13 protein-coding genes are annotated in these 14,997 nt (G+C 36.4%); 11 read left to right on the forward strand and 2 right to left on the reverse strand.

Annotated features, from left to right (window positions below):
- Window positions 1-60 precede the first annotated feature (60 nt).
- Window positions 61-2,511 (reverse strand): DNA gyrase subunit A, encoded by a 2,451-nt coding sequence (gene gyrA, locus ACPW7J_RS00415; protein WP_425757535.1) that lies wholly within the window; start codon window positions 2,509-2,511, stop codon window positions 61-63.
- 71 nt (window positions 2,512-2,582) lie between these two features.
- Window positions 2,583-4,514 carry a DNA topoisomerase (ATP-hydrolyzing) subunit B gene (gene gyrB, locus ACPW7J_RS00420; RefSeq protein WP_424960132.1) on the reverse strand — a complete coding sequence of 644 codons (1,932 nt, stop codon included), beginning with the start codon at window positions 4,512-4,514 and terminating at the stop codon, window positions 2,583-2,585.
- Window positions 4,515-4,868: 354 nt separating this feature from the next.
- Here gyrB and dnaA point away from each other — a divergent pair, with 354 nt between their 5' ends.
- The 11 genes from dnaA (at window position 4,869) to rsmG (ending at window position 14,951) form a co-directional block, all read left to right on the forward strand.
- Window positions 4,869-6,215, forward strand: a complete 1,347-nt coding sequence (gene dnaA, locus ACPW7J_RS00425; RefSeq protein WP_425755817.1) for a chromosomal replication initiator protein DnaA — start codon at window positions 4,869-4,871, stop codon at window positions 6,213-6,215.
- Window positions 6,216-6,369: 154 nt separating this feature from the next.
- A complete protein-coding gene (gene dnaN / locus ACPW7J_RS00430; protein ID WP_425755819.1) occupies window positions 6,370-7,485 on the forward strand; it encodes a DNA polymerase III subunit beta in 1,116 nt (371 codons plus the stop codon).
- Between the two features lies 1 nt (window position 7,486).
- Window positions 7,487-8,587 carry a DNA replication/repair protein RecF gene (recF, locus tag ACPW7J_RS00435; protein WP_161874031.1) on the forward strand — a complete coding sequence of 367 codons (1,101 nt, stop codon included), beginning with the start codon at window positions 7,487-7,489 and terminating at the stop codon, window positions 8,585-8,587.
- A gap of 94 nt (window positions 8,588-8,681) precedes the next feature.
- Entirely contained in the window at window positions 8,682-8,816 is a 135-nt protein-coding gene (rpmH, locus tag ACPW7J_RS00440; protein WP_161874030.1) for a 50S ribosomal protein L34, read from the forward strand.
- Between the two features lie 6 nt (window positions 8,817-8,822).
- Entirely contained in the window at window positions 8,823-9,161 is a 339-nt protein-coding gene (gene rnpA, locus ACPW7J_RS00445) for a ribonuclease P protein component (protein ID WP_161874029.1), read from the forward strand.
- Window positions 9,161-9,391 carry a membrane protein insertion efficiency factor YidD gene (gene yidD / locus ACPW7J_RS00450; RefSeq protein WP_161874028.1) on the forward strand — a complete coding sequence of 77 codons (231 nt, stop codon included), beginning with the start codon at window positions 9,161-9,163 and terminating at the stop codon, window positions 9,389-9,391. The genes rnpA and yidD overlap by 1 nt, the downstream gene beginning before the upstream one ends.
- Window positions 9,392-9,404: 13 nt before the next feature.
- Window positions 9,405-10,100: a YidC/Oxa1 family membrane protein insertase gene (locus ACPW7J_RS00455; protein WP_425755822.1), complete on the forward strand. Its 696-nt coding sequence runs from the start codon at window positions 9,405-9,407 to the stop codon at window positions 10,098-10,100.
- 23 nt (window positions 10,101-10,123) lie between these two features.
- Window positions 10,124-10,930 carry an RNA-binding cell elongation regulator Jag/EloR gene (gene jag / locus ACPW7J_RS00460; protein ID WP_161874026.1) on the forward strand — a complete coding sequence of 269 codons (807 nt, stop codon included), beginning with the start codon at window positions 10,124-10,126 and terminating at the stop codon, window positions 10,928-10,930.
- A gap of 49 nt (window positions 10,931-10,979) precedes the next feature.
- Window positions 10,980-12,350 (forward strand): tRNA uridine-5-carboxymethylaminomethyl(34) synthesis GTPase MnmE, encoded by a 1,371-nt coding sequence (gene mnmE, locus ACPW7J_RS00465; RefSeq protein WP_425755825.1) that lies wholly within the window; start codon window positions 10,980-10,982, stop codon window positions 12,348-12,350.
- Between the two features lie 8 nt (window positions 12,351-12,358).
- Complete coding sequence (gene mnmG / locus ACPW7J_RS00470; RefSeq protein ID WP_425755827.1) at window positions 12,359-14,239, forward strand: tRNA uridine-5-carboxymethylaminomethyl(34) synthesis enzyme MnmG; 1,881 nt, start codon at window positions 12,359-12,361, stop codon at window positions 14,237-14,239.
- A gap of 7 nt (window positions 14,240-14,246) precedes the next feature.
- The gene (gene rsmG, locus ACPW7J_RS00475; protein WP_425755828.1) at window positions 14,247-14,951 is read left to right on the forward strand and encodes a 16S rRNA (guanine(527)-N(7))-methyltransferase RsmG; all 705 of its coding nucleotides are present in this window, start codon (window positions 14,247-14,249) and stop codon (window positions 14,949-14,951) included.
- Window positions 14,952-14,997: the final 46 nt, after the last annotated feature.

The following is a 14,997-nucleotide window of genomic DNA, read 5'->3' on the forward strand; positions in this document are numbered from 1 at the left end:
CAAAAACAAACCTGCACGGAAATTCCGTACAGGTTTAGTATATAACATTTGAAAACTTTTTTAAAGAGTTAACTGTTCATCACTTTCCGCTTTTTTCTGCGGCGGTTTCTTTTCACTGTCAGAAGCTTCATCTTCGTCTTCTTTAATAACCTTAGCCATGGCGACAATCTTAGTATCTTCTTCTACCTTCATGATTTTTACGCCCTGTGTTGCCCTGCCTAATTTAGAAACCTCGCCGGCCCGGATTCGAATAATGATGCCCTCTGAATTGATCATCAGTACTTCATCTTCTTCATCCACCACCATAGCTCCGATTAACGCTCCGGTTTTTTTGAACTTACCCTTATCATAGGTCAAAAGTCCTTTGCCTCCGCGTACCTGAAGCTTATATTCTTTTACCGGCGTTCTTTTACCATAACCGTTTTCAGTTACTACCAGCAGTTCCTGACCTGGTTCTACTAATTCCATAGCGACAACCTCATCATCCTTTTCCAGCTTAATAGCCCTTACGCCACCGGCAATTCTGCCCATGCTTCTAACCTCATCTTCACTGAAGCAGATACACTTTCCGTGTTTTGTTACGATGATAATATTGTTTGTCCCGCTGGTTTCTTTAATACCAATCAACTGATCATCGTCCTTCAAATTGATAGCGATGAGGCCAGTCTTTCTCTGCGTATCAAACTGAGATAGCGGTGTCTTTTTGATCGTACCATACTTTGTAACAGCTATGAGATATTTCTCATCTGAGAACTCCTGCACCGGTATAACAGCAGTAATTCTCTCACGCTGCATTAAATTCAGGAAATTTACAGCCGGCGTGCCCTTAGCTGTTCTGGTTGCCTCAGGAATTTCAAAGGCTTTGATCTTATGCGCTTTTCCTGTATTTGTAAAGAACATCAAATAATCATGCGTAGAAGTCATAATCAGATCTTTAACAAAGTCGTTCTCTCTGGTCGTAATTCCTGTAATGCCTTTACCGCCGCGTCTCTGCGCTTTATAAGTATCTGCCGGAACTCTTTTGATGTATCCGAGATGTGTCAAAGTAACTGCAACTTTTTCTTCCTCTACGAGATCTTCATCATCAAATTCATCTACGTCAGCGACCATCTTCGTTCTTCTCTTATCGCCATATTTTGCTTTAATTTCTAACAATTCATCTTTAATAACTCCCATCAAAAGCTTTTCGTCCGCGAGAAGTGAATTGTAGTAAGCGATCTTTTCCATCAATTCAGCATATTCTTTGTCAATTTTTTCTCTTTCCAAACCCTGCAGTCTTGCAAGACGCATGTCTAAAATAGCCTGAGCCTGAATCTCGGAGAGGCCAAATCTTTCCATTAGTTTTTCTTTAGCGTCATTATAAGCGCTTCTGATAATCTTAATAATTTCATCAATATTATCTAAAGCGATACGCAGACCTTCCAAAATATGTGCTCTTGCTTCTGCTTTTCTCAGATCAAATTGAGTTCTTCTGGTTACTACTTCTTTTTGGAACTTCAAATATTCATCTAATATTTCATAGAGATTGAGTACCTTCGGCTGCTTATCGACCAGAGCAATCATAATCATGCTGTAGCTATCCTGCAGCTGTGTATGCTTATATAGTCTGTTCAGTGTAATCTGTGGATTGGCATCTCTTTTTAGCTCAATGACAATACGCATACCATTTCTATTAGACTCATCTCTAATCTCAGAAATTCCTTCAATTTTCTTTTCCTTAACTAGCTCGGCCATCTTTTCGATAAGCCGCGCTTTATTAACCTGAAATGGAATCTCTGTTACGATAATCTGAGATCTTCCTCTATTGGTTTCCTCTATTTCACAGATAGATCTTACCTTTACTTTTCCGATACCCGTTCTATAGGCTTCTCTTACGCCGCTCTTTCCTAAAATCTGCGCGCCGGTAGGAAAATCTGGTCCCTTAACAATTTTAATAAGATCTTCTACCGTCGCGTTTTCATCATCGATCAGCTTTACCGTAGCATCGATAACTTCGCCCAGATTATGAGGCGGAATTGATGTGGCCATGCCGACAGCGATACCATTAGAACCGTTAACGAGTAAATTTGGATAACGGCTTGGCAAAACTACAGGTTCTTTTTCCTCGCCATCAAAGTTAGGTGTAAAGTCTACAGTTTCCTTATCTATATCCCGAATCATCTGGAGCGAAAACGGTGTCATTCTGGCTTCTGTATAACGCATTGCAGCAGCGCCGTCTCCGTCAACAGAACCGAAGTTACCATGTCCGTCTACTAACATATATCTGGTAGAAAAGTCCTGTGCTAATCTTACCATAGCATCATAAATGGAACTGTCACCATGAGGGTGATATTTACCCATAACCTCACCAACAATACGGGCTGATTTTTTATGTGGCTTATCTGGCGTTACTCCCAGTTGATTCATTCCATACAAAATTCTTCTGTGTACTGGTTTCATACCGTCCCTGACGTCAGGAAGGGCACGGCCAACAATAACACTCATAGAATAGTCAATGTAGGATTTTTTCATTTCCTTTGATATTTCATGCTGTTCTAATCTTGTATCTTCTAACAATGTGCTCAAAATTTTGACCTCCCTTCTTAAATATCAAGCTCTGCAAGCTGTGCATTATCTTCAATGAATTTTTTCCGTGGAGGAACTTTGTCACCCATGAGAATCGTAAAAATTTCATCTGCAGCAGTTGCATCATCTATAGTAATCTGTATTAACGTTCTATTATTGTAATCCATGGTAGTTTCCCACAATTGATGGAAATCCATTTCTCCAAGTCCCTTGTATCTCTGAATATCAATCTTTCCCGACTTACCGTCGCTGCTTAATTTCGCCAAAAGCTTTTCCTGTTCATTCTCACTATAAGTATAATAAACTTCTTTATTACGCTTTGTTAAGAACAGAGGCGGTTTTGCAGCATAAACATAACCTCCTTCAATAAGAGGCGTCATGTACCGGAAAAAGAAAGTCAGAAGAAGCGTTCTGATATGCGCGCCGTCTACATCGGCATCGGTCATGATGATGATTTTATGATACCGCAGTTTTGACACGTCAAACTCATTGCCAATGCCGCATCCGAAAGCTGTAATCATATTCTTTATTTCATCAGAATTGAGTATCCTGTCAAGTCTTGCCTTTTCAACATTCAAAATTTTACCGCGCAAAGGGAGTACAGCTTGTCTCAAACGATCACGGCCTTGCTTGGCGCTGCCTCCCGCAGAATCTCCCTCTACCAGAAAAATTTCCGACTTAGCTGGATCTTTTTCAGAGCAATCAGCTAATTTCCCTGGTAAAGCTATACTATCCAGTACACTTTTCCTTCGAGTCAGTTCTCTGGCCTTTCTTGCTGCTTCTCTTGCTCTGGAAGCTCTAAGACATTTTTCTAAAATAGCCTTTGCCTGTGTTGGATTTTCTTCTAAAAACGCCATCAAATTTTCACTGGTGGATGTTTCTACAAAACCTCTCATCTCTGTATTTCCAAGTTTTGTTTTCGTCTGTCCTTCAAATTGCGGCGTCGTCAATTTAACAGAAACAATTGCTGTAATACCTTCTCTCACATCTTCACCGGCAAGAGAATCATCGTTATCCTTTAGAATTTTATTTTTTCTTGCATAATCATTGAATACACGTGTCAGAGCGGATCGGAAACCTGCCATATGCGTACCGCCCTCCGTTGTATTGATATTATTGGCATAAGAAAGTACCATTTCGTTATACCTGTCAGTATACTGCATGGCAACTTCTACTTCCATATCCTTTTTTGATACCTCAAAGTATATAACTTCGTTATGAAGAACATCTTTATTGCTGTTTAAATGTTTAACAAATTCACGTAGACCGCCTTCATAATGAAATACTTCTTTTTTCTTTTTTCCTTCCCTTTCGTCAGACAATGTAATTTTTATGCCTTTATTCAGGAATGCCATTTCTCTTAAACGATGCTGTAAAGTATCGTAATCATATTCTGTAGTCTCTGTAAAGATTTCAGGATCTGGCCAGAAAATTGTTTTCGAACCTGTTTTTTTTGCCTCACCGACAATTGTTAACGGCGTTACAGTCTTTCCTTTTTCATAGTCCTGCCTGTATATATTTCCGTTTCTCTTAACTTCTACTTCCATTTTCGTAGAAAGAGCATTTACTACAGATGCACCGACACCATGCAGACCACCGGATACCTTATATCCGCCGCCGCCGAATTTTCCTCCGGCATGAAGAACTGTATGAATAACTTCTACTGCAGGAATACCTAACTTAGGATGCTTGTCCACTGGCATACCTCTGCCATCATCCTCGACCATAATAGAATTATCCTTCTGAATTGTAACGTCTATCTTTTTACAATAGCCCGCTAAAGCTTCGTCCACACTGTTATCTACTATTTCGTAAACCAGATGATGAAGTCCCCGCGGTCCGGTACTTCCTATATACATACCTGGACGCTTACGAACTGCCTCCAATCCTTCTAACACTTGTATTTGGGCGGCATCATACTGATTTTTATTTTTTTCTTCTGCACTCATACTATATCCACCTTCTGTATAAAATTTCCTGTTTGCATACTTTTTAATTATACATCAAAAACAGCCTTTTGGCAACAGAATAGCCTTATTTTAAGTTTTTTATCTCATTACCGCTAAAAAATCCTTAAAATCGAAAAATACGTATGAATAAACCTATCAAAAACTGTCGATATATACCCTGTAATAATATAAAAAAGTTAATTCAGTATTGTAAGGAAGATATGCACAAAATTATCCACATCCTATGGAAAACTTTTCATTCTTTTTATTTTTCAAAGCTTTAAAATTAACACTTGTATATGGATAACTTATTTTGTACAATGGAATATATAAAGGATAATTTGAAGGAGCGTTATGAAAAATATTTGGAAACAAGTTTTAGAAATTATAGAAAAAGACGTGACTCCAGTCAGTTATAGCACTTGGTTTGAAAATACCAAACTCAATTCTATAGATAAAAATCTTAAAATAGCTTATTTGGAGTCTGACGAGGATTTCGTCATCAAAGTTCTGAAGGATCGTTACATAGAAATGATAGAAAAATCCTTTCACACTGCCACTGGCGAGAACTATAGGGTTGTGATTAAGCATAATTCTGATTATGCTCAGCAAAAAGAAGATTCAGGTCCTGTAACAAGACAACCTGTTATTATGGATCCAAAATTACGCAAACAGAAAATTTTCAATCCTAAATATACTTTTGATAATTTTGTCGTAGGAAACAGCAATAAATACGCGCAAGCCGCTGCTTTAGCTGTTGCTGAATCTCCCTCTGTAGCCTATAATCCTCTTTTTATATACGGAGGATCTGGACTGGGAAAAACACATCTGATGAATGCTATCGGTATATACCTTCTGGAACATAATGAAAATCTCAATGTTCTATATGTTTCCTCAGAAATGTTTACGAACGAATTCATCAAGGCTCTAGGCGAGAATAAAGTTAGAGAATTTAAGAACAAATATAGAAAGGTAGATGTACTTCTTATTGACGATATCCAATTCCTTGAAGGTAAAGATACTATGCAAGAAGAATTTTTCCATACCTTCAATACTTTATATGATCTAAATAAGCAAATCGTCATTTCCAGTGACAGAGCTCCTAACAAACTGGTTAAATTAGAAGAACGTCTTCGCTCTCGATTCATGTGGAATTTAATTGCAGATCTTCAACCTGCTGATTACGAAACCCGTGTAGCAATACTGATGAAGAAAGCAGAAAATGCTAATATCGAAATGAATGACGATATGTATGAAGTAATTTGTTTAATTGCAGAAAGCATTAAAAATAACATTCGTGAATTAGAAGGCGCTTTTGATCGAATAACTGGATTTTCTTCTTTAATGAATGAAAAGATAGACAAAGTCTTTGCAAAACGAATATTGAAAGATATTATACAAAACAACAGTAACAGTCCAACTCCAGAAAAAATAAAAACGATTGTTAGCCGCTACTTTCATATTGATGTTACTGCTATGGAAAGCTCTAAACGTACAAATAATATTGCTTATCCCCGGCAAATAGCAATGTATCTGTGTAGAGAAATGACAGATTACTCTTTGCCTAAAATAGGGAATCTGTTTGGAGGAAGACATTATACTACTGTCATGCATGCTTGTGACAAGATTCAAGCCGGACTAAAAATCGATGAACAATTAAAGGAAATCATAGATACACTTAAGAAGGAAATCTCTGAATAAATCTGCAAAAAAGCAGCAGGTTATCCACAGAGTTTAAATAATAAAAAACAGGCTGTTTCCAATTACTTAAAAAGTTATCCACATTATGAACAGCCCCTACTACTAATACTACTACCAAAAATAAAAGAAAAAGATGGCATTTTCGGAGGTTAAAATGAAATTTAAATGTGATCAAATTACATTAACAAAAGCTTTAAACATTGTATCAAAAGCTGTAACCAATCGTTCAACAATTCCTATCTTAAAAGGCATTCTTATGGAAGTCAATCAAGAAGGAACATTAAAAATGATCGCATCAGATCATGAAATTACAATTGAAGAAACTATCCATGTAAATGATGTTGAAAAAGGAACAATCGTAGTACAAGCAAAGCTTTTCAGTGATATTATAAGAAAACTGCCAAATGCAGAAGTAACTATAGAAACAGAAAACAACAATGTTATTATAAAATGTTTAAATTCACAATTTAGCATCATAGGATTACCAGCTGACGAATTTCCATCTGTAGAAACAGTGCAGAGTGAACAAAAAGGTATCATATTCTCGAAATCTATATTAAAAGATATGATCCGTAAAACTTCCTTTGCCGCCAGTGTTGACGAATCAAAGGGCGTTCTTACAGGTATTCTTATAGAACTGCGTAATAATAGTGTTAATCTGGCTGCTATAGACGGCTACAGATTAGCTATATCCAGAAAAGCAATGGTAAATCTAGAAGAAAAGGATGTCGTTATTTCAGCTAAAATCATGAATGAAATAAGCAAAATACTCAACGACGCCTCCGAAGAAGATGATGAAGTTAAGCTTTATCTTTACAATAAGAGCGCTATTTTCATTGTAGGAAATGTTAAAGTAGTTCTTCGACTGCTGGATGGAGAATTTATAAAATACAGAGACGTATTACCAAAGGACAGCAATATTAAAGTCAAAGTTTCAAAAGGAGACTTAATTGAAAGTATTGAGAGAGCTTCTCTTCTCTCTAAAGAAGGAAAAAATAATCTTATAAAATTTTCTATTAGAGATAATATTATGACGATTACTTCAAAATCTGAAGAAGGTAATGTAAAAGAAGAAATTCTTATCACAAAGGATGGGGAAGATTTAGAAATAGGTTTTAATGCAAAATACGTATTGGATATGTTAAAAGCAATAGATGACGAAGAAATATTGATGTATTTTACAGCCAGCATTAAACCATGTCTAGTAGAACCGCTGGAAGGAGATTCTTTTGAATATCTGATTCTTCCGGTAAGAATTACGGGAAATTGATATGTATATAAAGCATATTGAATTAACTGATTTTAGAAACTATGAAAATTTACAACTAGATTTTCATGAAAATGTGAATTTGATTTTAGGTGATAACGCGCAGGGGAAGACTAATTTGTTAGAGGCCATCTATATTACATCTATCGGGCGGTCTTTTAGAACAAATAAGGACAGTGAATTAATAAAGTTTGATGCAAATATGGCTAAAATTTACGTAGAGGCTGAAAAGGAAATTGCAGAAACCTGTGTAAATGTGATAATTAAAAAGGATTCTAAGAAATCTATAAAAAAAGACGGCGTTCATCTTAAGAAGTCGTCGCAGCTGTTAGAAAATATTTTAATTGTCATATTTTCTCCTGAAGATATGAAAATTGTTAAGGATGAACCTGAGAAAAGGCGACGGTTTATAGATCGTGAATTATGTCAGATTCAACCTTTGTATTATGATAGCTTATCTAATTATAAAAAGATTCTTTTACAAAGAAATTTTTATTTAAAAGAAGATAAAATAGATCCTGGGATGCTGGATTTGTGGGATGTGCAGTTAGCAAAGTATGGAGGAAGAATCATTCGGCTCAGAGATCAATTTATAAAAAAGATAAGTGATTTTTCCGGAGCTATTCATAATAGCATTACAGGAGGAAGAGAATCTTTATTTTTGGAGTATAATCCTAACATATCTTTAACAGAAAATGAATCAGATCTGGAAGGATTTTTTTATGATGAAATAAAAAAAGCTTTTAAAAATGATTGCCGTCAGAGAACAACTACAAGAGGGCCACATAAGGATGATATTTCTTTTTACGTAGGAGGCGTCAACATGCGCAGTTTTGGGTCGCAAGGGCAGCAGAGAACCTGTGCGTTGTCTCTTAAATTAGCTGAATTAAATTTAATAAAAGAAGAAACAAATGAGGATGCTATTTTGTTGCTTGACGACGTAATGAGTGAATTAGATCTTCACAGACAGGAGTATTTAATTAAAACATTAAAAGAAAATCAGCTATTTATAACGACAACAGATATCGATGATAAATTAAGAGCATCTTTTCCGCAAGCAAAACAGATCTATGTGGAAAAGGGGAAAATAAGAGAAAACTGTTGACAAGCTGTTATGATAAAAGTATAATAGATGGGTATATGTGCATCCATTGGAATTTAGATGATGCATGGATTTTACATTGAAGGAGGTAAAAAAAATGAAACAGACTTATCAGCCAAAGAAAAGACAGAGGATGAAAGAGCACGGCTTCAGAAAAAGAATGAGCACTAAGAATGGAAGAAATGTTCTGAAAAGAAGAAGAGCAAAAGGCAGAAAAAAATTATCTGCATAATTTAAAATGCTAAAAAAAAACGTACTAAGAAGAAAAACTGATTTTCAGGGAATTTATAACCGGGGAAAATCAGTTGGTGATCGGTACGTCGTTCTATTCTACAGGAAGAATCATCTTCCCTATAACAGAATGGCGTTTCTGGCCAGTAAAAAGGTCGGCAATAGTGTTAGAAGGAACAGAGCCAGAAGATTGATGAAGGAAAGCTATAGGCTTTCGGATTTGAAGATTCCAAACGGCTATGATGTTATATTTATAGCCAGGAATACTATTGTAGGCGTTAAATGTGCAGATGTTAAGAAATCCTTAGAATCTGCGATTAGAAGAACCGGGGTAATTAAGAAATAATGAAATATATCAGTCAATTTTTTAGGACGATAATGATATTCCTTATAAGGGTATATCAACGTTGTATTTCGCCGTTATTTCCGCCTACCTGCAGGTTTTACCCTACCTGCTCCACCTATTTTATACAGGCTCTACAAAAATATGGTGTGTTTAAGGGTAGTTACTTAGGAATCAAACGAATTTTGAAGTGTCATCCCGGCAATCCTGGCGGTTATGACCCTTTAAAATGACGGAGGAAATCGAATGGGAATTTTAGCTAAACCTCTGGGATGGCTGTTGTCTCAGCTTTACAGTGTTGTTGGCAACTATGGCATCTCACTGATCATCATAACCATCATAGTAAAGTTGATTCTGTATCCTTTTTATAAGAAACAGATACTTTCTACTGCGGGTATGTCAAGTATTCAGCCGAAGATGCAAGAGATCCAGAGGAAGTATGCAAATGATAAAGAAACAATGAATGCAAAAATAGCTGAACTTTATAAGGAAGAAAATTTTAATCCAATGGGTGGTTGTCTTCCTATGATCGTTCAGACGTTCATCATTATGGCGCTTTTTGGTTTATTGCGGAATCCAATGTTGTATCTTTCATCGGACAGCATGTATTTTGCGATTCATGAAAGTTTTCTTTGGATAGAAGATTTAAGTCAGCCGGATTTATGGATATTACCTGTTGCGGCAGGTGTGGCTACATTCTTCTCATTCTGGCTGAATCAGCAAACCGGTGCAACGCCACAGGCTGGTTCAAATATGATGATGAATTTAATGAAGTATTTCTTCCCAATCATGATCGTATGGCTTGCTAGATCTTATCCATCAGGTCTTGCTATCTATTGGTTCATGAGCCAGTTCATTCAGATTTTCTTTAATTTGCGTTTTAATGCACTGAGAAAAGCTCTTAAAGAGAAGAATAAACCGACAAAGAAGAAAAAGAAGTAAGAGCTATTGGAGGAAAAACAAACATGGATGTTTCTGAAAAATGGGGAACCGATGTGGAGACTGCAGTCAATCTCGCACTGGCGGATCTCAAATTGACGAGAGACGAAGTTGAAGTAACGGTTTTAGAAGAACCTTCTAGAGGTTTCTTTGGAATCGGCTCAAAGCTTGCTCTGGTCAGAGTGGAAAAAAAGAAACCAGAACTTAAGCCGGAACCGGTTAAGGTGGAAATAAAGGCTGAATCTACAGTTAAAAAGTATGAAGAAAAGCCTAAAAAATCAGAAGTAAAGAAAATACAAAAGAATGATAAAAAAGGTGAAAAGAAAGAAAATACAAAAGAAAAACCTTTAAAGTCTTCATTAGAGGCTGAATTCACGGATTTACAGCCTGCTCCGGATCATTCTGCACTTACTTTTTTGAAAGAAGTTACAGAGCAGATGGGTTTGGAAATAGAAATTTCTGCGAAAGCTAACGCGGAAAATGTATTTATTGATATATCTGGTAAAGACTCAGGTACTGTAATTGGCAAAAGAGGACAGACATTGGATGCAATTCAGTATTTGACGAGTTTAGTGGTAAATAAAGATAATGAAAAATATACCAGAGTAGTAGTTGACGCTGAAAATTATCGCGCAAAAAGAGAAAAAACTCTGGAAAAATTAGCAAATAGGCTTGCTGATAAAGTTGTAAAAACAAAACGAAGCGTTAGGCTTGAACCTATGAATCCATACGAACGTAAAGTGATTCATGCAACTCTTCAAAATAACTCTCGTGTTACAACGAGAAGCGAAGGACAGGATCCGTATAGAAGGGTTATCATTGAGCTGAAGTAAAATTATGGCCCGCTGAAAAGCGGGCTTTTTAAAATTTATGGAGAGTATTATGGAAGATACTATCGCGGCTATTGCCACACCTCCTGGTGAAGGCGGCATAGGAATTATAAGAATTAGTGGGGAAAAAGCAAAGGACATTTTAGATCGTATATTTGTTCCAGTATCTAAGGGAAAGCTTGAAAAAAGAAAACTTTCTTATGGTCATATTATAGATCCTGCGTGTGGAAAGAAAATAGACGAGGTTCTTTGTGTATTTATGAAAGGACCTAAAACTTATACTGTGGAAGATGTGGTGGAAATCAATTGTCATGGAGGCATAATTCCACTTCGTCAAATCCTTGAATTAGTTTTGAAATCCGGAGCAAGAATGGCTGAGCCGGGAGAATTTACAAAGAGAGCCTTTCTGAATGGTCGCTTAGATCTGACGCAGGCAGAAGCGGTTGTTGATTTGATAAAAGCAAAGACTGATAAAACCTTTGATATAGCAATGTCACAATTGGATGGCAGTTTTTCTGAAAAAATAAAAAATATTAGGAAAAAGCTGGTTGATATATTGGTAAATGTTGCGGTAAATATAGATTATCCAGATGAAGATATAGAGGAATTAACTTATGAACAGTTAGAAAAATCTCTGAGGGACGTAAAATCGGATTTGGATTTTATGTTATCTACTGCTTCCACAGGTAGAATTTTGCAGGAAGGTTTAGCTGTTTCTATTATAGGAAAGCCCAATGTTGGAAAATCATCATTGATGAATAGTCTATTAGGCGATGCCAGAGCAATTGTGACAGAAATACCAGGCACTACCAGGGATACTATTGAAGAATACATCAGTATTAGAGGAATTCCAGTTCGTTTAACGGATACTGCCGGTATTCGAGATACAGAGGATGTGATAGAAAAAATAGGTATAGAAAGATCTAAAGAAGCTTTTAATAGAGCCGATTTGATTATTTTTATTGTAGATGGCAGCCGTCAATTGGAAAAAGAAGATAAAGAAATCATAGATTTATTGAACATAGATAAGACCATTGTCGTTATAAATAAAATAGATTTGCAGCAAAAAATATCTCTAGAAGAATTGAGATCGCTGATGCCTTCAGTCCGCATCATTAAGACGTCAATGCTAAATCATGACGGAATCTCTTTGATAGAGGATGCTGTAGAGGCTATGGTCTATGACGGTGAAGTGGCACAAAATGAAAGTGTTATGGTGACAAGCGCCAGACATCAGGATTTACTCAGGAGAGCTGCACAATCTGCAGAGGATGGTTTATTTATGACAAAAAGCAAAGAAGCTCTTGAATTTATTGAAATAGATGTGAATAGTTGTTATGCTTATTTGGGAGAAATTATAGGGGAATCTGTACAGGATGATATTATAAATGAAGTTTTCTCAAGATTTTGCTTAGGAAAGTAGGATGCGAAATGGAACATATTTTGATGGGCGAATATGATATAATTGTAGTCGGAGCAGGTCACGCAGGATGTGAAGCGGCTTTAGCGGCTGCAAGAATGGGAAATAAAACACTTTTGTTTTCAATTAATTTAGAAGCAATTGCTATGATGCCTTGTAATCCTTCAATAGGAGGAACGGGAAAAGGTCATTTGGTAAGAGAAATCGATGCTTTAGGCGGAGAAATGGGTAAAAATATTGATAAAACTTTTATCCAAAGCAGAATGCTGAATACAGCAAAGGGTCCTGCGGTTCATTCTCTTCGCGCGCAGGCTGATAAACATAAGTATCATACTGAAATGAAAAAAACTATAGAGAAGCAAATAAATCTGGATATGAAGCAGGCTGAAGTTGTTGATTTGGTTGTGGAAAATGGTACTGTATGTGGTGTAGAGACAATGACCCATACTTGGTATAAGGCTAAAGCAGTTATATTAGCGACAGGCACTTTTTTGAGAGGAAAAATATTTATAGGAGATAGCTGTTTTTCCAGTGGGCCTAATGGTTTAGCTCCGTCTGTAGCGCTTGCTGATAACTTAAGGAAACACGGTATAAAGCTCAGGAGATTTAAAACTGGAACACCGGCCAGGGCTTTATCTTCTACGTTTGATTTCAGTAAAATGTTAGAGCAAAAAGGAGATGAAAAAATAGTTCCCTTTTCATTTATGAATGATGCAGTGGAAAAAGATCAGGTTTCTTGTTGGTTAACTTATACTAATGAAAATACACATACTGTAATTAGAAACAACTTTCATAGATCTGCTTTATTTGGAGGTCAAATAGAAGGAATAGGTCCAAGGTATTGTCCATCTATAGAGGATAAAGTAAATCGTTTTTCTGATAAAGAAAGACACCAGTTATTTGTTGAGCCAGAGGGATTAGATACAGAAGAAATGTATATACAGGGTATGTCATCTAGTTTACCAGAAGATGTACAATTACAGTTTTATCATACTATTCCTGGTTTAGAAAACATAGTAATAACAAGACCAGCTTATGCGATAGAGTATGATTGTATTGATCCATTAGATTTAAAACCAAATCTAGAAAATAGATATATAAAAAATTTATTCTGTGCTGGACAATTTAATGGAAGCTCTGGTTATGAAGAAGCAGCGGCACAGGGGTTGATGGCAGGTATTAACGCTGCACTGTTAATAAATGGTAAAAATCCATTCATCTTAGATAGAAGTGAGGCTTATATTGGCGTTCTAATCGACGATCTGGTCACTAAAGGTACTAATGAGCCTTATAGAATTATGACCAGTAGAGCGGAATATAGGCTGGTTCTGAGGCAAGATAATGCAGATATGAGATTAACGGAAAAATCTTACAGGATTGGATTGGCAGATAAGGATAGATATAACAAGTTCTTAGAAAAGAAACAACATGTGGAGAATGAAAAGGATCGTTTGGAAAATACATATGTATATCCTAAAGATGCCAATACATTCTTGGAGTCTTTAGGTAGTTCACCTTTACAGAATAAAATATCATTAGCTGATCTGTTAAAACGTCCGGAAGTAACTTATGAAAATTTAATTCAGATAGATTGTGATCGCCCTGAATTAAATTCTCATGAAATAAATCAGCTTGAAGTGCAGATTAAGTATTCAGGATATATTACGAAGCAGCTTGCACAAATAGAAAGATTTAAGAAATTAGAGGAGAAGCCTTTACGTGAGGATATGGATTACTCCGATATTGAAGGTTTGCGTATTGAAGCTATGCAGAAGTTAAATAAGATAAAACCGCGATCTGTAGGACAAGCGTCCCGTATATCCGGCGTTTCACCTGCAGACATAAATGTTTTATTGATTTACCTGGAAAAATGCAGACGTATAAGGAGGTAATAAAGCATTGAAGCAGTTGGAAAACTCTCTCATTTCGATGGGTCTGAACTTAGATCAAGATATGAAAGAAAAATTTTTGGCTTATATGAAGGGTATATTACTTTGGAATGAAAAGATAAATTTAACGGCGATTACTGACGAAAAAGAATTCATTCAAAAACATTTTATAGATTCTATACTCTGTATACCTTTTGATGAGTACAAGAATGCGAAAAATATTATAGATGTAGGTACTGGAGCTGGATTTCCAGGGATTCCGCTGGCTATTGCAAGCGATGATAAACATTTCATTCTTGCGGATTCTTTGCAAAAGCGATTGCGTGTCATAGATACCCTGGCTGATGAAATAGGCATTTCTAATATAGAGACGGTTCATGGAAGGGCAGAGGAGTTAGGAAAAAATAAAGCATACAGAGAGCGTTTTGATCTCTGTGTCAGCAGAGCGGTAGCAAACTTGACAGTGCTTGCGGAATATTGCTTACCTTTTGTTAAAATCGGCGGCTTTTTTCTTGCTTATAAAGGTCCTGATGCAGAAAAAGAAATAGAGGATGCAGCAAAAGCTATAAAAATTTTAGGAGGACGGATCGATCGTATTGCATGTGTTGCATTGTCTGGCTATGAGCACAAAATTGCTGTCATTCAGAAAGTTAATAGAACACCTGCGAAATATCCAAGAAAAGCGGGAACTCCATCGAAAGAGCCCATACGGTGAAATAGTATGGGTTTTTTTGTCGAACGTTTTATGTATCATTTCCCGG

The organism is Ihubacter sp. rT4E-8, from assembly GCF_049852125.1.
In the GTDB taxonomy this organism is placed as follows: domain Bacteria; phylum Bacillota; class Clostridia; order Peptostreptococcales; family Anaerovoracaceae; genus Senimuribacter.